This is a genomic window from Psychrobacter sp. I-STPA6b (assembly GCF_020662265.1).
Classification (GTDB): domain Bacteria; phylum Pseudomonadota; class Gammaproteobacteria; order Pseudomonadales; family Moraxellaceae; genus Psychrobacter.
Genome location: NZ_VEWM01000095.1, coordinates 1 through 23,485 on the forward strand (window position 1 = coordinate 1; position 23,485 = coordinate 23,485).

The following is a 23,485-nucleotide window of genomic DNA, read 5'->3' on the forward strand; positions in this document are numbered from 1 at the left end:
ATATATAATATTCCAATTCACTTATTTTTTTTAGTGTATTTTCATGCCACTTTATATATACGTTATATGATTTTTCTTTCTCTATTTCTTGCAATATTTTTAATTTATTTTCATGAATAATAATTTTGTCTGAGAAATCAATACAATCTAGAGGTTTGTTTATATCATTATGTGAAATATCTAGTTTGGTTAAATTAATTAAACTACTAATACTATTGGGTAAGTTGGTTAATTGATTGAAACTGATATCAAGTTTAATCAAATTAGTTAGTTTTCCAATTTCATCGGGTAGTGTAGTTAATTTATTGTTATATATAATTAATCTATTTAAATTAGTCAAACAACTAATATAATTAGTTATTTTATTGAGGTTATTATGCGAAATATCTAGATCAGTTAAATTAACTAGATTGCTAATACTATCAGGTAAGCTAGTCAATTGATTGAAACTGATATCAAGTTTATCCAAGTTAGTTAGACTACCAATCGAATTAGGTAACTCAGTCAGATTGTTACAACTGATATCAAGTTCTTTTAAGTTAGTTAAGTTACAAATACAACAAGGAAAATAAGACAATTCTAGACTACTCAAATCAAGTTTAGTTAACTTAGATAACTTATCAATATCCCTTGGTATTTTAGAATATGGTATACCATGATTATCTGCCCAAGAAATTATGGGGTAATACTTATTTAGTAACATACGTGCCTCTATATTTTGTATGCTCATATTAAAATTAGTCTTCTATACTATGATATAGGCAATCTAATATAATTTCACCATAAGAAAATTAAGTGAAGATAGTATATCTAGAGGGTATGTCGTCACAAGAAAAATAAGGTAGTAAAATAGTGAACCATCCTGATATAGTCAATTCAAGATAATACTGTTATAAGGAAAACGAGCGAAGGTGTACAAGTAGTCATACCAGAGATTGAGTATACATTGAATCAATCAGAAAAGTCTTAATGACATGCATATCTAGTACTATACCGTACCTCTTGTGTTTTATAGCCCTTATTTTATAAGGCTTTCTGCCGATAAAATTTGGGATATGGATAGATACACTCTAATATTTAACCTGTTTTAGCATAGGTTACAGTAAATCAGATATTTCTTAGCTATATATTGTGCTAGGAGGTTAAGTATATTTTGTACTATACCGTACCACTTGAGTTTGCTCAACACAATAATATAAATGTCTTAATGACATGCATATCTTGTACTATACCGTACCGAGGTAGATAAAAAAGTCGCTGTGTTGACTAGTCTTAATGACATGCATATCTTGTACTATACCGTACCTCTTGTATTTTATAGCCCTTATTTTATAAGGCTTTCCACTTATAAAATTCGGGATATGGGTAGATACACCTTAATACTTGACTTATTTTAGCTTAGGTCACAGTAAATCAGATATTTCTTAGCTATATATTGTGCTAGAGATTTAAGCATATCTTGTACTATACCGTACCCCAGACGATTTATGCTTACTTCACACCTTAGTCTTAATGACATGCATATCTAGTACTATACCGTACCTCTTGTATTTTATAGCCCTTATTCTATAAGGCTTTCCGCCGATAAAATTCGGGATATGGGTAGATGCACCCTAATACTTGACTTATTTTAGCATAGGTCACAGTAAATCAGATATTTCTTAGCTGTATATTGTGCTAGAGATTTAAGCATATCTTGTACTATACAGTACCACAAAAGAAAACCAATATATTACATATACTCCGTCTTAATGACATGCACATCTTGTACTATACCGTACTCTTGTATTTTATAGCCCTTATTTTATAAGGCTTTCCGCTGATAAAATTCGGGATGTGAGTAGATGTACCTTAATACTTGACTTATTTTAGCATAGGTCACAGCCACCCAAATATTTCTTAGCTATATATTGTGCTAGGAATTTAAGCATATCCTGTACTATACCGTACCCCGCTATTCTAATAGTTATGGACAGGAATGTCTTAATGACATGCATATCTTGTACTATACAGTACCCCAGACGATTTATGCTTACTTCACACACCTTAGTCTTAATGACATGCATATCTTGTACTATACCGTACCTAAATAATTAATATACAATATTAGGAAAGTTTTAGTCTTAATGACATGCATATCTTGTACTATACCGTACCCATGGGAGAAAAACTCAATGGAACAATCAAACTGTCTTAATGACATGCATATCTTGTACTATACCGTACCTCTTGTATTTTATAGCCCTTATTCTATAAGGCTTTCCACTTATAAAATTCGGGATATGGGTAGATACACCTTAATAATTATTTTAGCATAGGTCTACGCTGTTCCAAAAGGTAAAACTGTTGCCTCTTTACGCCAGCGAAACCAAACCAGTGACCCTTGAGCAGTCGCCCACTGCTTGATGATGCGTATTTGCATCAGCAGTATGTCATGAATGATGGTTTGATTAATCTCGCTATTAAAAGTAGCTTCTAGTTGGCTAGTGTATAGCCCAATCGCTTGATTGGTCAAACGCCAGCCTTTATCTGTATGTTGATAAAAATCCTTAGCTTGTATTTGTTTACGATTAATCAATCTAAGTGCCGTTTTATCAACTTGTACTCGAAACAATTCTATGACGTCATAAACAAGGGTTTCATAGCTGGTATCTTCATGTACAAACCCCAAATAAGGATTAAGACCATGACTTCTTAATAGGGCACTGGTACGAGTAAATAACCAATAATAGCCAAAATTTAATAGTGAATTTAATCTATCCACACCCCCTCTGGCACGTTTTTTACTATAAAAGCTGGCTTGTTGCTCCTCAATAATCAACCCTCGTAGTCGATTATAAAAATACTTATGGGTACTGCCTTCATATCCTCTTAGTTGTTGTAGGTCTTTTGCGTTTAATATACTTAATTTAAACGTTTCAGTATTTAGTAATTTTAACAGTGCTTGATCAGTATTAATATTTGGTAGTGATTGACTGGCTGTTTTTGTAGAATTTTGGTAGTCATCTGATACTTTTTTGTCTAGCCATAGTTGTTTACGATAGCTGTTTTGTACCCATATTTTATAGTTATTTATCTTAGCCAAAATGATGTCTTTAGCTACAGCAAGTTTGGCAGAGGGTGATAATAGTTGATACATTTGTGCTTGCTTGGCACTCACTGAAAAATATTCGGCATTCATAGGGGCAAGTGTACCAATTTGAAACCCCCAATTATTCACCATATGCAGGCTAATATTTTCTCTAGCCAGTGCGCTCATCAATCCTGTAGATACACTATGATTGCCTAATACCACGACTTCACTGATACGTCTAAGAGGCAAGGCTTGTATTAGCCTTTTTTGAGCGACTATTTTGCTATTACTTTTGGTGTTTTTGCGGAGTTTATGTGATGGTTTTTGATAGTAGCGAATTTCCAGCGCACTACCATTAATACCAAGATACATGCCTGAGCCAGTAATAAATACGGGTTTACGCTGTTGAATAATAGGTACAATATGGTGGTCTTGTTTAGATTGAGTATCAAATCGGTAACCTAAAAAATCAAAGCCAGAAGCAATATTGGTAATCGCTGTTTTATCCACAGCTAATGATAACCCCATTTCTGCCAGTGTTGTACTAACCAAAGCAAGTGCATCAGTGGCAGACTTTTGCTGTTTACACAATATTAAAAAATCATCACTATAACGTACAAAAGCCAGTTTATTGTTCTGCAAAGTGGTGTCAAATTGGGTCAAATATAAGTTAGCAAGCGTTGGTGAAAGTGGGCTACCTTGCATAAGCCCTTTTTGGCGTTCAATCAAATTACCTTTAGCGTCAAAATAAGGGGCTGTGATGAGTGTTCGTACCAATGCTATCAACAGTTGTTCTTTTTTGGGTAGTAGATTAGCCAAGCGTATCAGTAATGGCTCAAGAGGTACGTTAGCAAAAAAATCAGCAATATCTGCTTCTACTACCCAATGATAACCTTGTTCTAGTAGAGTAACGATTTGTTGATAAGCATCTTGTCGAGATTTACCTTTTTGATATGCCAAAGAGGCAGGGTGCTGGATGTCATCAATAATAGGTGCAAGTGTGTTATGTACAAGGCGATGTACAACCATATCTTTTTGGTTAAGATGCTCTATTTGACGGATATTTTTAGTGGCTAGTTTCGTGGTGTTTTTGGGTAAGTTACTACTATGTAGATGCCGTATGTTTTTATCAATCAAAACACTTTGGCTAGGTGATGGTTTGTATTGAGTGGTTTTTAGTGCTTCATAGAGCTCTGATGCAAGTTCATTTGTGGTTTTTAGGCTACCATTTTTATTAAACATATCAAACATTGGAACAGTATCATGACGAAGCGTCATATCTTCAAATGCTTTAATGATACTTTTTGGATCAAGTATTTGCTCTTCCCATAACACTGCTCGTTGCTTTGGCAAATGATAGTCAGTTTGGTTAATCAGTGGGGCATTTGCAAATTGTATATAACTTAGCCCATTATCACGTAAGCTTTGTCCTTGTAAATGGATGGAATTTAACGCTTGCCATAATTCTATAAGTTCTGCCCAAGCACCTTTGACATAAAACCAACCAATTCTACCAGCATGAGGTTGTTGGTGTAGTGAGCCGTCCGCTTTTTTACCAGATGATTTAGAATAAGTGATGATTTTTTTGTAGTGCATGTCATTTAGATAAACGGGACTTGCTTTTAGTTGTTTTTCGTACTTTTTAAACCACCGTTTGATTTGACCTCTTTGATCTGGAAACCAGTCTTGTAGTCGCTTATAAATATTGTCATATAAAGTAAACTCAATATGATTGGGCTGATTTTGATGACTTTCCTCATTGTCTGCAATGATGTTGGTAGGCATATCTGCATAAATAGCCAACTCAGGCATTATCTTATTATCTTTTAAAGCGTCACTGTTAGTCCTATGGCTTTTCAATACCTGACTCATTTGGTTTAAATATAATGATTTATTAATAATCTCGTAAGTTTTAGCCAGTGAGAATCCAGTATTTTTTAGTGTTAGCCGTACAGTCAGCCAGTTTAGCCACTGTTTGGCAAGGTATGCGTATTGTCCACCAAAGGCAATATGGACGCATACTTCATGATTACTTTTAAGATGAGCTAGTCGAAAGCTATGCGGGTGGTTTTTATTGGATGATTTTAAGATATGTACTGCAAATAACGGATAGTCATCTGATGGATAATGCTCAAGCTTTGCACTAAGAATCCTCTTTATATTGGTAATATCCTCTTGTAGCCTGACTATATTTTGTTTGGCGGTTTCTATGTTTTTAAAATTCTCTTCAAGTTGTGCTAAGGCTTCCTCTGCTAGAGTACTTGAATTTTTTTGTATGTTTTTTTTGAATCGTTGAATATTATTTTGTTCTTTTATGATTATAGAGGTTTTTTGATTAATCTTGGTATTAAGCTGGGCGGAAGTTGTATTAATGGTTTTTAGTAGCCCCATAATTTTAATATAAGCTACTCCTTCTTCAGTGACAGGATTACCATGCCAAATGAAATTTACAATAGCTTGTTGCCAATATAATGTATCATTATAAGTTGTCATAAGTTACAAATCATTTTTGAGTGCAACTGTATTAAGACAAACAGCGATATCAATACAGTTGCTAAGATAGATAATATGGATATCTCATCTTCCCATGAGTCAGTTATGTTTGCAATATGTCATTTAGAGTGTGGTGTATGATCATCACTGCGGATGACGCTAAAAGTTTCTAACTTTGCCTCCAGTCTAATCAATTGCTCTAGGCTTAACTCAACTCCTCTTAGCTCCTCAGGAATGACTAAACTTAAGTGCACATACTTTACTCCTAGTTGATTAATATCTGCGACGATATTAATAGGTAAAGAGCCAATCACAGTGTCGCCTTTGGCTAAATTATCATAACTGGCAAGATGGTTAAGATGTTTATCGTAATGATGTCCCATTGCTTGCATCCATTTTACGGCTCCAACATGTCGGGTTAATAAATAAGTGGTCATAACAACGCTCCTAGTTCTTCGATTATCAGTTGCTAAATTATTTCAGGGTGATATTTGGCTTAATTCTTACTCCTTAGAACTCTGTATCATCGATATCGGTATCAGTACTCTCATCTAATTTAGAGTTATACTTATTTCGAGCAGTTCGCTTGGCGCGCTCTGCCATCTCTTCAACCTCTTTAATCTCAGAAAGGATCTTTCGTCTAGCGTTAAATTTCAAAAAGTTGGTACGTTTCAGCTGTTTTTTTCGATGTTCGTTGACACTCTCATCAATTTTTTCTGACACATCTAATATATCTTGCAGACTGGTTTTACTTGCTAACGCAGATATTACTCCTGTATAATAATCAGCTTGCTCTTTGTATCTATTTTGTTGGACTTGCTTTTGAAAGTCATAATACAACTCATCTTCTGAAGTATTGAGCCTATCAAAGCATTTTAGTTTTGATTCATACACATAGTCGCTTGCCAACTTTGGCATCAGTATCTTAATGCTAATGACTAGCATCTCCGCTAAGATGAGTAAGCCAGCGAAAAAAAAGTGGGTTTTGGCGACAGAAGGATGTCGATCCTTCAACTCCCCCAATGCTTCTGTACGAGCGATCATATCGTTAGCATAATCTGTACTCTTAGTCGCCCTATCTAGCTCTGCTTGAATTGGTGTTAGCATATCTGCAAGATCAGCTTTTACCTTTGCAATTTCCTGTTCTTTTTCTGTAATCTTACTTTGGATCTGCCGACAGTCGTCTCCACATGATGCACCCTCTCCCGAGGTACTGCCACAGATAACACCACTATCGGTTCTAATGGTCTTTATGGTCGTATTGTCGCTACCTTTCTCTTCACGTAAGAGGGTTGTCAGGCAAATACTTTCCTCTTCTAAGGTACGAAGCCGTGATGCAAAAAGATTATTAGTATCAGTGACTTTAGTCTGTAGATTTTCAATTTCTTGTAAACGTTTTTTGTTGCTATTCTCTACTAATATCTCAGTGATAGAGTCATCATAAAAATAATTTACTACCACACTATCAGTAATTGTCACCGATGCAAAAAATGTTAAAAGTAGTCTAAAGGCTACTAATACAAAATTTTTCCAAATATCTTCATGATTCATTGGTATTACAATCATAAATTTTTCTATGATTAGTATCACTAGCCCCCAAAGGATAGCAACAAACCATTGAACTATTTTTGAATCAGTAAAAGTTTCAGCAAAAAAGTAACCTCCTGCACCTCCTATTACAGCAATTATAATTATCCAAATCCCACATAATGCATAAAAAGTAGTAATACGTGGTTTAAAATCACCTGTCGCATCTCTTGTGATTTGATCTGATCCAGAAAAATTTGCAAGTATATCCTTGATAGGTGTGTTAAGCTTCATGGTAGATGACTCCTTTGTCAAAGATAGTAATGAGGCAGGGATATCCTTATAGGTCATCTTTAATATACATGGCTATGGTCATCATGGGCTAAATGACAACCTTGTTATACAAATCTTCTAAAGCAAACTAACTTTGTCAAAATCGCTTAGCTTAATATTTGGATAGTCAGTTGAAAACAAAGTCATCACAAAGTGCCTGACGGTTGTACAGCAAACGAGGAGGATACAGTAGCTGTTTAACTATATATAAACTAGTTTTAGGTTACTAGGAGGTTGGTTCATCGTGATTAGATCTTAAGTGAGTTATTCAAGAGATATCATGATGAGTGTTAGTGAGTCAGATTCTAATCTAACTCACTAGGTACTATACTGATCAATAAACTTTCCAAAATTACTTATAAATCTATAAAGTATGGTTTGGCATCACTTGGCAAGCGTTGTTTTAAGCTTTTAGTTGCCTTTTTTAACAGCTCATCCATCGCCTTTTTCTGTAGCTTTAACTGCTTACGTAAACTTTCTGCAGCAAATTCTTTTGTTTCAGCTTGAGTGTACAGACTATCAATTTCCCCCATTCTCTTATCAAATTTCATGGCAAATTTATGGTTTGACTGTGCAACCATTTCAGATACCTCATCAATACATGATGTAATCGTATATGAAAGGCTTGTAAGGTTGTGCATTGATAGGGTTTGTAAGTATGTTTCAGCTTGTTCTCTAAGAAAACCTATCTTGATTTGATGAGCCAGTTGTTCCAGCTCTTGTAGCTGTTTTAGTTGTTCTTTATAACTTAGCTTATAAAATTCACGTAACTCTGGATCTGGCTTTCCTTGGATCATACGCTTTAATAAATTGGGTTTTTTAGATAACAGTTCCTGCAATTGATTTTTCTTTTTTTCAGGATCTGATTGTTTTAATAGCTCCTGTAGTTGATAGGATGTTGATTGGCTCAATGTATGGCGCTGTTGATCCAGTTGTTGATGACTTTCATTATAGGTTGTAACTGATTGATGCTGATTAGAATTACTCATAGCAATACTCCTGATTGGTAGTTTATAAATATATAGTGTGTAACAAAGTTAATAATTCCCTGTATCTAACTTTATATCTCATCTTCAATGCTATCTTTATGTTCTTCTAAAAGCTTTAGCTGCATTTCAATATACTCATGATGCATTTGCCTGATTTTTTGACTAATCTGAAGTATTTCTTGCATTTTTTTATTATAGTTTGCATGCTCAATTTGTTTACGAGGTTCATTGTAGGTTGTAACTGATTGATGTTGATTAAAATTATTCATAGCAATACTCCTGATTTGTAGTTTATAAAGGTTTAGTGCTTATCAAAGATAATTATCACGATAATCAAACATAGTAATCACATACTCCATATAATTGCATTTATAGATAATCTTTAATATGGCTTTATACTAGCATTGCTATGATCGTCATTGTCTAAATGACAACCTTGTTAAATAAGATAATGTTATAAATAAATTGTTGTAGTAGTGATTGACTGAGCCTTGCTAATCAGTGCTATACTTCTGTTAACTTACTTATAGTTTTTAATACATAAACATACAGGTTTGGCTATGACAGAACATACTTTCCGACCATACACTATTAAAGACAAAGCACTTAAGCAATTTGATAAACAGATTAAAACCATACGCAACTCAACAACTAACCATGATGTTGTATTAAAAGCCTATATCAAGCTAAATCAATATTTACGCCCTTCTGATACCAAAGTATTATTTATTACTGCTACAGCCCAAGCAGAAGCAAATTATTATCTCATTTGGCAATTAATAAAAATTAATGAGCAAGATATCCAAAAAATTGTCATTATTAGTACGGACTTTAGTCGTAAACGTGGTTTTGTGGGTCAATTAAAAAGTCTACTGTCGCTACCACCTTTCTCTCTTGATGCCAACCTAGTAACAGAGCTCCATATCCCTAATGGTAAAGAAGAAACAGATATTAATTTTATAAAAAATATCATTATTGATTGGATATTCACTCATCATCCCAAAGAAATTATTTTTAACATTACAGGCGGTACCAAGCTTATTTCAATCGCCCAAGATCAAGTGGCGACTCTCTCACCTCTTTATTACTGTGCATATCAAAGTAGAGCCAGTAATCAACTTATCTGGTATAACCGTGCTTATAAGAGCAAACAGGTTGAGCAACTTGTGTTACCTGAAGACATCAGTACCAGACTCAAAGCTAGAGGTTATATAAAGCAAGGAGGAACTTCTGTACTTAATACTCTAGATGCACGAGATTATGTTTCTGTAATACATGAATACCTCCAACAAGATTTTGAAAAGACTCAAAGTTTTATTAGTTTTATGAACTATCTTTGCCATGTTAAAGTGAATGAAGAAATTAATAGTAAATCGATGGCAAATAGACAAGAATCCATATTCCCTATATCTATTAAACTTAATTATAATGAAGTTAGTAGATATGATGATTATCTATCTAGTTTATCTGCTGTAGATCAACCTTATTTGGAATATCATTCAGAAGGCTCTAAATTAGTCATTAAGTCTGAAAAAGCAGTACAGTTTCTTGGTGGGGAGTGGTTTGAAGTATTAGTAGCCTACTTTATTTTTCTACATTTTAGCAGTCAAAAACAGCAAGTAGATGTGCAAATCGGTTTAACATTTTCAAAAAATAGTAATGGCAACGAAGTGGATGTGGCATATCTCGAGTCCAATGGCTATTTTAGTTTTTTGGAGTGTAAAACAGTAAACTGGAAAAACAATAATAGCCCAACAACAACAGTAAATGAAAAGCTACATAAGCTTGCCTCTATTGCGAGCGTAGCAGGGCTAAATAGCCACGTTTATTTTGTCAGCTTATATGGACTTACACCACAATCCATGCAAGTTGCCAAAGAATTGAATATTCGTATCATTCAAGGCAAGCAACTCTTAAATTTTACCGATTCATTGATCAAGATTTAGTGATCATAAAACTTTTATTTTTATGAAATAACTGAGCCAAATTTGTAGTAATAGACTCAGCAAGTGACTTCAGTCACTTGCTATTATCAAACAAAAACACTGGTATTGAGAATATTAATATATGTGCTTATTTATCAATCTCAAACCTCATTTTATCAAGTGGAATATATAGCGAATTATTATCAATCGTATGAGTCTTAATACCAATCTCTTCTGCAATTTGTGTAGTAAATTTATTCTCAATATCTTTATTAATTTTAGCAATGATACTTTTTAACTTCTCATCATCCATATATTTAAAAACATCATAAATTGATTTGTCAATACTTGGTTGATATTTCAATAATTTTTCGCACAACTCTTTTATCTCGCGTAAATGGTCATGTAAAGGATTGTCATTTTTAGATAATTCAATTATTGCTTTGTTATCCAGCTTTCTTATGATAATCCATAGATATAATATAAACTCTGTAGCATCAAGTTTATAGACTTCATTTTTAATAGTAATAGAAGCATCTTTTAAATATAAAGTAACCTTATAACTGCTATTTTCATTGTCTATAATTTCTGGATCTTCTACCCATATAATTGAAATATCAGCAGGTTTGATATTACCCAAAAAACTTTGATAATTTTCAGTGCGAATATGTATTTTTTCAGCAATATTAATACCAAATGAAGATATGAACTTATTCTTTATCTTAGAGTAATTTGCTGTAATATCAGAAATATCGTAGGTTCTATTTTGTATTTTTTTATTAAATTTATCAAATTCATCTTGGTAATTTGTTATATCGACACTGGGCGATGGAATGGAAGGTTCTTTTAATTCCATGTGCCGGTAAGCTAGCCAGCTATATATACTAAATTCTAAGGGAGGTAACTTACAGCTTAAATCATTAATATTTATTGTTTTATCTTTTGTATTTATTTTCATTTTTAATGGTCGTAATGCTTCATTAACTACCTCAATGATTTCAGTAAATTCCTGTGAAACTAAGTGTGCTTTATATATTTCTTGAGGAAGAATATATCGTAATCTGATAAACGGTACATCAATAAACCACATCTGTGCACCATAAGCATCTAATGCTTTTCCATTTCTATCATAAATTAGAGTATCTTTGTTTTTTGCAGGATAAAAGAATTCTTGTAGATTCTCAAAATCTTTTCCTACTCTGACATGCGACATACTGTCATTTTCACGACCATATAATGACATGGCATAACCAGCATAATAAGTCATGGTTTTGAGACCACCAGCTATAGACATATGCACTTGAGTATTTTTGTCCTCTGTATATTGATGAACCAGTTTTAAAATTTGATTGGCTGCTAAATTATTTTCTCTTGGTTCTCTTAAGTCTTCTAAAAGATTGCCATCTTCACCTTCTAGTGTATGTAAAGACAAATTATTTTTGATATCAAATTGCAAGTTAAAATCATCCAACATTTTTTGCAAATTGCCCTCACAAAGTAAACGTTTTTTCACCTGATTGATGCCATAAGCAGTACTCATAATATGGATCTCATCTGGTATCCATGCCTCATCAGAGTTAGGCATAATCGCAAGCCCATATAAAGTTTCTGTAATAATCTGTGGACTACCACCAGTTACCATCAATAAAATATTTTTCATATCAAATCCTTATCAAGTATTAATTATACATTCAATGATGCTCACTAATTATGAGCGCTATATTATAGTTGGGAGTTGGGTTTATATTTAATTATGAAAATTTAAACATTGCCCTCAGCTCACCTTGTTTTTTAGGAATAGCTAAACTTCAATACACATACTTTACTCCTCGTTGATTAATATCTATGATGATATTTATGAATAGAGAATTAATAATCATGACACCTTTTACTAAACTATCATATAAATATAATGATAAAAACGAAAGATAATAGCTTAAAATAAATAGATCGTATCTCTTGTCAATTGTGTTCTACTATTGCAATTGCTTTTTCTATCCAGTAATCTGCCCTTCCATCTGATTTTGTAGTACCCTCTCCCCAGATATAACGATAACCTAAAGTGTACATGGCTTCAGGGTGACCATTTTCAGCAGCCTTCCTATACCAATATGTCACCTCATCTTCTGCTACATCAGTAAAACCTTTGTTCCAGTCCATCATATATGCAAGGGTATATTGTGCAGATGGATAACCATTTTCTGCTTCTTTTTTAATCAATGGTACAGCCAACTCATACAGTCCTTTTGACAAATACACTCTTCCCAGCTGAAAGTGCATTCGTTGTGCATATTGCCCCCCCTTTACAGCTTGTAGGCAAGCTTCCAAAGCTTCTTTATGCATGATACGTGGATATGACTTCCTTGGGAAGTTAGTCATTGCTATTTCAAGCTCCACACCTATAATATCCTTAGGTTTCAAAGGGTCATATGGTTCAGCAGCTAGCACATCACAACGAGTATATATCTAACGATTTTAAATAGTTATCAGAAAAGTCATGTTGGATAAAATGGTCATTTTCACTATTATTAGAGGACTGTTCTTTTGTCTCGGTGTTCAGATTACCTTGACTATCAGTACTAATGGATAATGAAGGCGTTTCTGACTTAGGTGCATTAAATGGTAAGATTAACTTATAACTAAGTACCAATATGGCAATTATGATTATTAAACGTAGAAATGACATAAGCTATTCTCCATAGGTAATCTTTAATCTAACTTTATATTAACACCGCTATGGCTCATTATTATATGAATGACAACCTTGTCAAATAATGTAAATTATAAATAAAATATCGCTCTTGACTTTTTAGCGGCTGGAAAAAATACAGGTACTAATATGATAGAAAGGCACTTGGTTATTAATTGCCAGCGTAAATGAATTGTTTTTATTCATACATATTACGTTTGCAAGGTGTTAAAGTAGCATTTGACTTGATCGAGTAGAGGGGTATAACGAATGTTGTTATGTTCGCTGTCAATAAGGGTAAAGACAGCGAATCGTTCAGGTAAGAAATAGATAACTGCTACAGCAAGATAGATAAATAGATGGATTGAATTTCACCTATGATAAAGAACTCAAAAAAAGTTTGATGGCATGAGGTATATCTCTATCAACTCCTTTGCCTCGAAAATACATCCATGCAAGATTTTTTTGTGCTACTCGATTATGTTGCTCTGCACATTTATTCAACCAAAAAACAGCTAAGCTTTCATTTTTTGGAGTGACTGAGCCATCAGCATATAGATTACCTAGTTTTAGTTGAGCAAGTTCATGACCTTGTTGAGCAGACTGCTTAAGTAACTCGATTGCTTTACTTGCATCAACTTTTGTTCCTATACCTTGCAAGTACATATTTGCGAGTTGATATTGTGCAAAATCATCATTTTGATTTGCAGCTTTACTCATCCAGTAAAATGCTTGCTCCTCATTTTTATCTGTTCCTTCACCATATCTATAAGCCAAAGCAAGAAAGTATTGTCCATCATAACTCCCCTGTAAAGCTGCCTGCTTATACCAAAAAAAAGACATTGGTAAATTATCTTTAAGAGCCTGAGAATAATTGCCTAGATAAACTTGTGCTTCTACATGTCCAGCCATATCAGCCTTTTCTCACCAACACATACCAGTTGATAAGTTTTGTTCAATATGATCTCCTTTTATGAGCTTTTTCCCCAACTCATACTGAGCCAATGGAGAACCGAGTGTTGCAGCTTTTAGAAGTAGCTCATTAGACTTTTGAATATCTATGTTAGTACCATTGCCTGTTTCATACTGTCCAGAAAGTAAGAACATAGCTAGAGTATTTCCTTCTTGCGATAGTTTAGTTAGCAAAATATTGCTTTGTACTTTATCGTTATAGGTGCCAGACTCTAAACTCTCCAATGCTTTAGCTAAATAAGACGTAGATGTAAGCTGTTGATTATTGATGTGATCATCAGCCGTTGCCAATGCTAAATTCGATATAGTCATACTAGCAACCATAGTACCAATAACTAGTTTTCTGTGACAGCTTTTAACGAGATGTTGCATAGATAGCCTCATAAGTTAGTAAGTAAGCAGTAAAGTAAAATAATCTTGAACTGTTGATACTATATCTTTTATGTAGACTAGTTGTGATTAATGACAACCTTGTTATTATTATCATGGGTAAGGTTATAAAATAATAATGCATAAATTTTATGCTTTTAGAGTGTCTTGAATGTATAAATTTTATGCCTAGTTAGTGACCAAAAATGTAATTATTGACCTTATAAACGACTTTAAAACACGCTAAATATCATTATGTCGTTTTTCTATAAAACTCTTATAATGTAAGTGTTTGACGATTAATGTATATTAAAATAACTTAATGAAATTTGGTGGTTTTAGCCTGTCACGCCGGGGGTCGCGGGTTCGAGTCCCGTCCGCTGCGCCATATTTCAAAACTAGATTTTAGACTAAAAGTTTAAACAAGTTTCGCCTCAAGTATCCCCTTACTTGAGGTTTTTTTATGTCTGTAGGTTTTTGGTTTTATAGGGGGTTGGTTAGGTTTTGGGTATAATGCTGAGTTGTATTATTGCTTTTAGTGGGCTTGTTTTAAGAATACCTCACTTCTATTTTAAAACAATTATAAAATAAAGTTGGAGGTCTATGGTTACCACATAATGATTAAGATATTTTTAATATTATGTTATATGATGAAATGTTGCCATGTGCCACATATAAACTAAACCTAGACATATATAACGACGTAGCTACAGGAGGTAGATAATGAATAAAGACTATCCACAACTTAAAAGACAAATGAATGAGCTTATATTGGCATATGCTGATGACGTTGTACCAGTAAATCGCAATATCATTGTTAATTTTTTTAAAGAGAGGAACATACCCTGTCGAAAAGATTATATTGACTTTTTAGCAAGATTTGGTGGTAATTACTCTTATTTTTTTAGATCAGAAGGCAGTGGTTATGACTGTACTTTTCAAGAGATAAGTGAAATATATCTTGAAGAGCCACCAGAAGAAATGCCAAGCAATGACTATGCACTAATATCCAACCATACTTTTGCTGATTTTTATTTTATTGAATATAGTACAGGTCATATTTGCCAACCCTATTCTGATAACGAAGGAAATTGGACCTATGAATATTATTCATATAAAGATATTGATTCTTTTTTATGGTGTCAACTGTATTACACCTATTATAAGGAGTTTACAACCCAAGTCATACATCACCTAACGGATGCAGAATTAAATAAATTTTTTATTGACTATCATGATTATTTATTAGTGGGCTTTCCTGATAGCACTGCTGGAAGCTATTTTAAAGATAACAAAATATATGCTCACACATCTAATACCAATATTATTGAAGAGCATATCTTATCTGATGATTTTGTCCGTAAGCTTTATAAGTGATTAAAACTTTATTAATCAGACAGAGAATGAATAAACAATGAGTTATATAGAAGAAGTCGCCCAAGGCAAATGGTATCGACCTGATCTGGTAAAAGGCTATAGTGAAGATGAAATCAAACAGATAGAAGCACTTTATAGCATTTGTATTCAAGGGGAGTTTAAACAGTTTATGCGCTGTATGGGACGCTCTTCGGGTGGGCTATTAGCAGAAAGAACTATGATGCTATATAACTTACAGCCCAGATCACATATGATACGCTATAAGGCTTATAATGATGACCTTTTACATTATAGTGGTTATGACTTTTCCTATAAAAACTCTTTTTTCTTTGCTTGTATTTGGGAAACTAATCTATATTTTTTAAAAACAACTTCTAATAATCCAGATAGAGTCTATCATTATTCAGAAGGTTCAGAAGATATATCAGATACAGGTCAAAATTTTACTGAATTTTTAAAAGGTGTGGTGATACATTATGCCCATAATGGCTCATGGATTTTACAACACCGTTATACTGGAGAGTTATTACCACAATCAACCCATATTGGTGCAGAATATGTGGATGATTATCTAAACAAACAACAGGCTTACATTAATGAATTAATCAAGATTCATCCTAACCGCCACTATGATATCACCCAAATCAAGGGTTATAGCTTAAGTGAAATATCAGCATTTGAACATGTTTACAAAATTCAGATTACTGGACAGCTTAAAGACTTTATGCACTATATGGGGCGGTCATCTGGTGGGTTACTAAGTGATGATTTTATTTTTTATAATAAAATGAGTTTAATAGAAAAAGTGAATTATATCGATCGTACTATAGAGAATACATGGAGTAAAGAGCCAGAAACTTGTCATTATAAAGACGATTACTTTATATTTATGACTTATAAACGAGATAATCATTTCTTTTTAGTGACCAATCGTAAAGATGCAGATATGGTGCATCATTATAATAGCTATGACCTAATTTTAGCCAAAACAGGTAAAACCTTTTTAGAATTTATCAAAGAAGTGATTAAATATAGTTAGATGCTAGGACTGGCTTATAAGGTGGTATTAAAAAAGGCGGATAGTTATCCGTCTTTTTTAATACAAGCAAAATATAAACACTCACTGTTACCCCAACACTGTCTGCTGCCTATGACATTGTATTTATTCAAGCCTATATTACCTTGGCGAGCTATTAAACTTCATCTTGAAGATATAATAGATAAGGCACGTACATTATGGCATATACAGTTAGCAGATAATCATACAATCTTGTTGCAATAACATTGGTGAAATTTACATTCAGACTTTAGGATTTAAGAAAAAATAAACCAAGCTGGGGAAAGTGATAAAATTATAAGGTATAAAATATAACTGTAAGAAAAAGGCTTGATACGGCGTTTTTCTAGGTAAAGTAGAGCTTGATAGTATGAGTGACTCAGATGCAATAGAGGTCAACTAAAGAGGTTAAATAATGTTGAATATGAAGTTTGAGGGCTATTATATTAGTAATGGTCTAAGTCAGAAAATTGCAATTAATATGAACCCTGCCAGTGAAAAAGTTTTGGCTGAGTTAAATAAGTTAAACAATACAAGTACTGGAACTATTATTATGGAAAACCTTGCATCTATAGAAGATATAGAGCCCCTTAGTCTAACAGTATATTTCAATGGTGGTAAATATTTGCTAATGCTATTAGACTACGATGATGAAGGATATCCCAATGTTAGAACTGCCTTTAATCCTAAAGCTTTAAGAGATGATTGGGAGTATATAAATGGAGAGCTTCATAGCTCCACGACGATTATTGATGACTTAGAGGTGGTCAAGAAGTGCTTTTTGGAATTTAATTCTACTGGCGATGTGTCTAAGCAACTTTTGAGCTAGAATATATAGTGAATGAGAAACTTATAGGAAAAACTTAATAATTATAATAAATAATATATATAAATTTAACAATGTAAAATCAACTCAAGTAAGAAACAAAAGTAACAAAGTCCGTTTCAGTTGAGATTAATATTAATATTACATACCTCTAATAGTAGCTTCAAATGTAGTGTCATAATAAAACTAAACAGCCAATAAGAGGTCATACTCACCTAAAAAGTAACTGAGTATGACCCATCAGCACAATAACTTTACCTGAGAATTACTGATGATTTTTATTGGTTATCTTGAATTATACTAATATCTACAGGCGATATAGCTACTTTTTACTTTTATATAAAAACTGGCTATATTTGCCTTATCCTGTGTTAATGAGCTTGTTATTATCTGTTTTTATTAACAAGCTCTATCTATATATTGCCTTGATTCAGTCATTGCTGATGAAAATCAGTATCTTAGTTTTTTCTACAATGATGAAAGTTTAACGACCTTAGTTAGATAGTAGGCTAGGCTATCAGCCCAGTTTGCTTTGTAAAGAGATATCATTACTAATAATATCTGCCAATGTATGGCTGGTGAGTACAGCAATAAATGCTTGCGTTGCTTCCCAAAAAATGGGTTTTAGTTTGCAGACAGGTGTGATACGGCAGTCGGACTTGGTTAATGCCTCATCTGATGTATTTTGACTATCAAAACAAGGAACGATAGCAAAGTCTGGCTCGGTATGGCAGATGACTTCACCAAGGTTAATGTTTTCGGGGGCTTTGGCAAGACGTATGCCACCATTTTTGCCACGAATACTCTCAATATAGCCAAGCTGTGCCAATTGATGAATGACTTTGGTCAAATGGCTTTTGGATATTTGGTAGCTGTCTGCCACATCAGAGATGGTTGCTAGTTCATGTTTATCTGGTACAACAGCAAGATAGATGAGAGTACGTAAAGCATAGTCACTATAGTTAGTTAAGCGCATGGTGATTCTCAAAAGTATCATTTATAATGAATGTTATAATACGTCAATTTTAAGAGCAAGCAGACCGCCATGCTAAACTTTTTACTCATTATTCATCTATTGGGAGCGTCAATATGGGTAGGTGGACATTTGATGTTGGCATTGACTGTATTACCGCCAGTATTAATCCGCCGAGATGTACCAGCATTATTAGCATTTGAGCAACGTTTTGAAAAAATTGGCATGCCTGCCTTATTGTTGCAAATCATCACTGGTATCTGGATGGCACACCGTTTTTTACCCAATGTGAGCCAGTGGTGGACATTAAATAATGATATTAGTAAGTTAATTTGTTTAAAATTAGGCATCTTGACCATGACGGCAATCATCGCCTTACATGCACGTTTTCGAGTCATTCCCACGCTATCTGAGCGCAATCTTAACTTTTTTGCCCTGCATATTATTTCTGTTACTTTATTATCTGTTGCCTTTGTGGTGGTGGGAACGATATTTCGTACAGGCTTTAGCTAGAAGCTAGAAGTTTGTAAATAGCCCAGAGTGTATTAAAAAAATACCTTAATACACTCTGGATTCTATTTGGTTTAGAGAAAGACGCTTTTAAATTATCCAAATAGCCCATCAGTACGAGGTTTTGCCAGCATTGGGATATAGCTGATACAAAATAGCATAAAGCAAGCAATCCAAGCCGTTTGAGCAATCATAATCCAGATAATATAATGCTCCATATCTAGCAGTGGTAAAAATACCCGAAAAATAAAAGCAATAATCATCAATATAAACATGGCATATACAGTTTTTGGTGGCTGATGAATACTACGCCCTGTATGCCCCAACGAAACCCGAGCCATCATTGCAACAGTCATCATGCCGATACCAGAAAGAGCCAATGCGTGGACTGCCAAGCTGTGATTAAAGCCAAGATGGGGCTGAATGGCAAATAAAAAGAAGCTGATACACATCCCCAAAAACGCCAGATACAGTGACCATAATAATGGCTTTTTCCAGATACCGTGATGATACCAGCCTAATAGGCGAATGATATTAACTGCACCCACAGCAAAGGCACTGATGGACATAAACCATTTGTCGGTTACAAATAAGTCACTAATCATAAATGCCACAAAAAGTAGTAAGCTGGCAATATCAAGCCAACGATTATTTTTAACCTCAATCTTGTGTGGACTGTCAAAGCTAATTCCTTTTTCAATAAAAAAAGGAATGACTCGTCGACCAATGGTTAATACCAAACCAAGAATAAGATACAGTCCTAAGTAATCACCAATTTTGACTAAGGACATATTGTTGCTAAATATCCCGACATAGCACAATAAGTTACCACACGTAAGAAACGCAATTTTTGATAATATCCCCATTTGTTTGTATTGCTTGACTGCTAGTACAGCTCTAAAAATTGCGTATGCCATCAAAAGCATAAACCCTGTATCACAGATGCCTGCTAATGCAAACCACAATGAAGGATTTGGCACACCCAGCCCTACCATCATCCATGCAATACGTGCCACCATCCATAGCATAAAAATTCCCAAAAGCTTATATCCATGAGGCATCATAATGCCTGTCCATGTCTTGACTGCTGTCAACAAAAATCCAGCAATAATCGCCATGGTATAGCCATAGAGCATTTCATGTGCGTGCCAATAAAATGGATTGATTTGCCCCACATCAATATTGGTTTTTCCCATAAATACAAAGACCCAGAGTGCCATGGTAAGCATGGCAAAAACTGCACCTGCTGAGAAAAAAATACGAAATCCAAGGTTAAGAATGGGGTGTACAGAGACGGGACGTGCGCTAGGTGGCTGTATTTGCTTCATGCTATGACCTGTAAAATGTTACCTAGAAAGAATATGGCGAAGAGGATAAGGCGTTAAACTTTTTGGGAACAATGATGCAGAAACATTCATTTTAAATGAATGTTTAAGGGTATGACTCACTGCTTTGCTTATTATAACAGTGTTTCAGTGTCTGTGGAGAGTCAAGTTTAAAGAGTTTATGGAGAAGATATGAGAAAGAAAGTTAGATAATATTTCATAAATAGTGATAATTTGATAACAAATTAATACGATTTATATTTTAGAAATAATTATGATAGTAAGTACTTACCTCTTTGGTAGGTAAAAAAGAACTATATTAATTTAATATTTATACTTTAGGAGTTTGTTATGAAACATATTCAATTGACTGCAATTGCATCATTATCAGCATTGGCTTTATTTGGTTGTCAGGCACCTAGCCACACTCAAACAACACAGCCAACTCATACAACTACACAAACACAACCTGTCACTCATAATAATGCGGTAAAACCAATCCGTACATTAAATGCAGTAACTTGTAATGACCAAAGCGTTAACTTAAACTTAAATCAAGGTGGTGTGGCGCAACAGGGTATGCTACAAGGCTATAAGTACTGTGAATATAATATCCCATTACAAGCGGGTCAGCATTTAAATGTTGATTTTGATAGTTCATCGTTGGGTGCTTATGTTATAGTTTATGGACGAGATGACCTATCTATGACTGAGTTGACTGATAATGGCTATACAGCAACACAAAATGAAGTATTGCCTGTACGTGTTTTATTGACTCGTAACGAAGCTCGTAATAATACACAAGTACCATTTAAAGTACAGTTTAATCTAAGATAATATAAACACATCTAGAGCATATTAGCTATATTGTGAAATGAATTGGTTTTTCTTAGCACTTTATAGCTGACACTCAATCGTAGTGAGCCTAGAAATATAAAACAGCAAACTAATTATGGTTTGCTGTTTTTTTGTGTCCTATGGATTTAGAATGACCCATAAAGAAATAGCCATAAGATGTATTTTCATATATTTAGAATTTGGGTATTGTAGCGAAAATCATATGGTAATAAGTAGGTAGTTTGTATGACGGTAAATTTTAATGTCTTATCATTTAAGTTGCGATGGGTGTTTGTTGGGTGGTGGTTTTTATTATTAACCAGCAGTTTGTTATTGGGGTGTCAGCCTCAAGAGAAAACGCAAGCACAAGCTGATACGATAAAAGATGAACAACAAGCACAGCCTATCTCAATTGCAGCAGCTGCAAATTTAGCTGATGTTTTACCTCAAATTATCTCAGGCTATTGTATAGATAGAGGTTTGAATGTTTGCCCTATTGAAACAGTGTTTGCGTCGTCAGGTAAGCTATATGCACAAATTATTGCAGGTGCGCCCTATGATATCTTCTTGGCAGCCAATCAGTCATATCCTGAAAAACTAGTAGTAGAAATGGTAGGTGAGCAAGCTCAGCATCAGCCATTTACCTATACAAGAGGGCAGTTAGCCTTATATAGCACAACGCAGGTTGTTGAGCCTGATGGTAATAATTTAACCTTATTGAAGAATCCTGATTTTAAAGTGGCCATTGCTAATCCTGAGTTAGCACCTTATGGGGTGGCGGCACAAGCATATTTAACTGAGTTAAATTTGTATGATGTGTTAAATAAACAAAAACGATTGATAATGGCAGAAAATATTGGGCAAGCATTTCAGTTTACTAATACTGGGCATGCAGATGTTGGCTTTGTCGCGTTATCACAGATAAAAGGTCTGGAAAATCAAGTATCTGAGTCAAAGGTAGGTCATTATCAAGTGATTCCTAGTAATACATATCCTGCGATTTTACAAGATGGTTTGGTGATTACTAATAATAGTATGGCAGAGGATTTTGTTCGTTATTTGCAGTCAGATAAAGGACAAGCTTATTTTGCGCAGGCTGGATATTTGTCAGTCTTGGAATAATCATTATTTGATTTAATTGAGATGTCATAAGAGGTAATAAATAATTTTGTTGCTATCGTTGTCTGTGTCATTACCTATGTCTTTGCCGATGTTTGCAAGGTTAGAGTTGCTGTCAATGCTGTTGCCATTATGGCTAAGTGTTAAGTTAGCAACTGTGACGGTGCTGTGTTTGTTATTTATGGCGACACCATTGGCATATTGGCTAGCAAAAAAAAGTCAGTCTCAGGTGTTATCTCGATTTAAGGTGGTGATATTAGGATTGGTTAGCTTACCGTTGGTGCTACCGCCAACGGTAATTGGCTTTTATTTATTATTATTTTTTAGTCCTAATTATGGCGTAGGGAAGTGGCTTGCTCATCATGGTATTGGCTCATTGGCGTTTAGTTTTAATGGATTAGTCATTGCTTCTATCATCTACTCTTTACCATTTTTTGTACAGCCTGTTTATGCTCAGTTTGTGCGTATTCCCCAAAGTGTGCATGATGCGTCTTATTTATTAGAGTCCAGAGCATGGCGCCGTTTTTTACGAGTGTCTCTACCGCAGGCACGTACGGGGATAATTTTAGGCTCTTTGATTAGCTTTGCCCATACCATTGGCGAGTTCGGTGTGGTATTGATGATTGGTGGCAGTATTTCAGGTGAGACAAAAGTGATATCCATTGCTATTTATGAGCAGGTGGAGGCATTAAATTATGAGACAGCACATGCAATGTCGCTAATTTTGGTGTTATTGTCAGTTATATTTGTAGTGGCAATTGCCAGTTTTAATAAGAATTTTGAACATCAGTAATAATGTCCTATAAAGTCAAGGTGTTATTTTTTTATAGATGGCTCTGTGTGATAAAAATAGAGCTATTTATACCTTCCAACTTAGTTGCTTCAAGCATTCTATCCTATAGCGATAAGTTTTCAAAACTCTTAGCAATAGATGGAGAAAGTCCTCGTTGTTACAAATATCCTATAAACCATAACTTATGGTTTTATTGTAATTAATAATTATTTATAAATGGAAATACTTTAATATAATCAAATATATACTGTTACTTCCATTCTAATGTTCTATTGTAATTTAAAACTTTTTTTTATAG

At 34.1% G+C, this 23,485-nt stretch carries 21 protein-coding genes; 8 read left to right on the forward strand and 13 right to left on the reverse strand.

The genetic code is table 11. From position 1 onward, the window contains the following. The 6 genes from FHK88_RS11770 to FHK88_RS11795 form a co-directional block, all read right to left on the reverse strand. A partial coding sequence (locus FHK88_RS11770; protein ID WP_227430943.1) for a leucine-rich repeat domain-containing protein occupies window positions 1-730 on the reverse strand: 730 nt, incomplete at its 3' end. A gap of 1,590 nt (window positions 731-2,320) precedes the next feature. Next, window positions 2,321-5,566 (reverse strand): CRISPR-associated endonuclease Cas1, encoded by a 3,246-nt coding sequence (cas1, locus tag FHK88_RS11775; protein WP_227430944.1) that lies wholly within the window; start codon window positions 5,564-5,566, stop codon window positions 2,321-2,323. 119 nt (window positions 5,567-5,685) lie between these two features. Continuing rightward, the gene (csx16, locus tag FHK88_RS11780; RefSeq protein ID WP_227430945.1) at window positions 5,686-6,003 is read right to left on the reverse strand and encodes a CRISPR-associated protein Csx16; all 318 of its coding nucleotides are present in this window, start codon (window positions 6,001-6,003) and stop codon (window positions 5,686-5,688) included. Between the two features lie 73 nt (window positions 6,004-6,076). After that, entirely contained in the window at window positions 6,077-7,387 is a 1,311-nt protein-coding gene (locus tag FHK88_RS11785; RefSeq protein ID WP_227430946.1) for a DUF4407 domain-containing protein, read from the reverse strand. Window positions 7,388-7,782: 395 nt separating this feature from the next. Next, window positions 7,783-8,415 carry a hypothetical protein gene (locus FHK88_RS11790; RefSeq protein WP_227430947.1) on the reverse strand — a complete coding sequence of 211 codons (633 nt, stop codon included), beginning with the start codon at window positions 8,413-8,415 and terminating at the stop codon, window positions 7,783-7,785. A gap of 71 nt (window positions 8,416-8,486) precedes the next feature. Further along, complete coding sequence (locus FHK88_RS11795; protein WP_227430948.1) at window positions 8,487-8,684, reverse strand: hypothetical protein; 198 nt, start codon at window positions 8,682-8,684, stop codon at window positions 8,487-8,489. Window positions 8,685-8,975: 291 nt separating this feature from the next. Between FHK88_RS11795 and FHK88_RS11800 the strand changes: the two genes are divergently transcribed. After that, the gene (locus FHK88_RS11800; RefSeq protein WP_227430949.1) at window positions 8,976-10,361 is read left to right on the forward strand and encodes a Card1-like endonuclease domain-containing protein; all 1,386 of its coding nucleotides are present in this window, start codon (window positions 8,976-8,978) and stop codon (window positions 10,359-10,361) included. 127 nt (window positions 10,362-10,488) lie between these two features. On the opposite strand, the gene csm6 is transcribed toward FHK88_RS11800, so the two are convergent. The 5 genes from csm6 to FHK88_RS11825 all read right to left on the reverse strand — a co-directional run bounded on the left by csm6 (window position 10,489) and on the right by FHK88_RS11825 (window position 14,313). After that, complete coding sequence (gene csm6, locus FHK88_RS11805) at window positions 10,489-12,000, reverse strand: CRISPR-associated ring nuclease Csm6 (protein ID WP_227430950.1); 1,512 nt, start codon at window positions 11,998-12,000, stop codon at window positions 10,489-10,491. Window positions 12,001-12,302: 302 nt separating this feature from the next. Beyond that, window positions 12,303-12,737, reverse strand: a complete 435-nt coding sequence (locus FHK88_RS11810) for a tetratricopeptide repeat protein (RefSeq protein ID WP_227430951.1) — start codon at window positions 12,735-12,737, stop codon at window positions 12,303-12,305. A 52-nt stretch (window positions 12,738-12,789) separates the two neighbouring features. Beyond that, window positions 12,790-13,026 carry a hypothetical protein gene (locus tag FHK88_RS11815; protein ID WP_227430952.1) on the reverse strand — a complete coding sequence of 79 codons (237 nt, stop codon included), beginning with the start codon at window positions 13,024-13,026 and terminating at the stop codon, window positions 12,790-12,792. 378 nt (window positions 13,027-13,404) lie between these two features. Next, a complete protein-coding gene (locus tag FHK88_RS11820) occupies window positions 13,405-13,941 on the reverse strand; it encodes a tetratricopeptide repeat protein (protein WP_227430953.1) in 537 nt (178 codons plus the stop codon). Between the two features lie 12 nt (window positions 13,942-13,953). Continuing rightward, a complete protein-coding gene (locus FHK88_RS11825; protein ID WP_227430954.1) occupies window positions 13,954-14,313 on the reverse strand; it encodes a tetratricopeptide repeat protein in 360 nt (119 codons plus the stop codon). Window positions 14,314-15,093: 780 nt separating this feature from the next. Between FHK88_RS11825 and FHK88_RS11830 the strand changes: the two genes are divergently transcribed. The 3 genes from FHK88_RS11830 (at window position 15,094) to FHK88_RS11840 (ending at window position 17,633) form a co-directional block, all read left to right on the forward strand. Next, window positions 15,094-15,747 (forward strand): hypothetical protein, encoded by a 654-nt coding sequence (locus FHK88_RS11830; protein WP_227430941.1) that lies wholly within the window; start codon window positions 15,094-15,096, stop codon window positions 15,745-15,747. Window positions 15,748-15,784: 37 nt separating this feature from the next. After that, complete coding sequence (locus FHK88_RS11835) at window positions 15,785-16,786, forward strand: SMI1/KNR4 family protein (protein ID WP_227430955.1); 1,002 nt, start codon at window positions 15,785-15,787, stop codon at window positions 16,784-16,786. Window positions 16,787-17,219: 433 nt separating this feature from the next. Beyond that, window positions 17,220-17,633 (forward strand): DUF6911 family protein, encoded by a 414-nt coding sequence (locus tag FHK88_RS11840; RefSeq protein ID WP_227430939.1) that lies wholly within the window; start codon window positions 17,220-17,222, stop codon window positions 17,631-17,633. Window positions 17,634-18,147: 514 nt separating this feature from the next. On the opposite strand, the gene FHK88_RS11845 is transcribed toward FHK88_RS11840, so the two are convergent. Next, complete coding sequence (locus FHK88_RS11845; protein WP_227430938.1) at window positions 18,148-18,606, reverse strand: Rrf2 family transcriptional regulator; 459 nt, start codon at window positions 18,604-18,606, stop codon at window positions 18,148-18,150. Window positions 18,607-18,675: 69 nt separating this feature from the next. On the opposite strand from FHK88_RS11845, the gene FHK88_RS11850 reads away from it, so the two are divergent. After that, the gene (locus FHK88_RS11850; RefSeq protein ID WP_227430937.1) at window positions 18,676-19,116 is read left to right on the forward strand and encodes a CopD family protein; all 441 of its coding nucleotides are present in this window, start codon (window positions 18,676-18,678) and stop codon (window positions 19,114-19,116) included. A gap of 92 nt (window positions 19,117-19,208) precedes the next feature. On the opposite strand, the gene FHK88_RS11855 is transcribed toward FHK88_RS11850, so the two are convergent. Then, window positions 19,209-20,441 carry an NnrS family protein gene (locus FHK88_RS11855; protein ID WP_227430936.1) on the reverse strand — a complete coding sequence of 411 codons (1,233 nt, stop codon included), beginning with the start codon at window positions 20,439-20,441 and terminating at the stop codon, window positions 19,209-19,211. Between the two features lie 348 nt (window positions 20,442-20,789). On the opposite strand from FHK88_RS11855, the gene FHK88_RS11860 reads away from it, so the two are divergent. From FHK88_RS11860 to modB, 3 genes are all read left to right on the forward strand, one after another. Further along, on the forward strand, window positions 20,790-21,275 hold the full coding sequence (locus FHK88_RS11860) for a hypothetical protein (protein WP_227430935.1): 486 nt from the start codon (window positions 20,790-20,792) through the stop codon (window positions 21,273-21,275). 246 nt (window positions 21,276-21,521) lie between these two features. After that, complete coding sequence (gene modA / locus FHK88_RS11865) at window positions 21,522-22,397, forward strand: molybdate ABC transporter substrate-binding protein (protein ID WP_227430934.1); 876 nt, start codon at window positions 21,522-21,524, stop codon at window positions 22,395-22,397. A gap of 76 nt (window positions 22,398-22,473) precedes the next feature. Continuing rightward, window positions 22,474-23,187: a molybdate ABC transporter permease subunit gene (gene modB / locus FHK88_RS11870; protein ID WP_227430956.1), complete on the forward strand. Its 714-nt coding sequence runs from the start codon at window positions 22,474-22,476 to the stop codon at window positions 23,185-23,187. Window positions 23,188-23,485 lie beyond the last annotated feature (298 nt).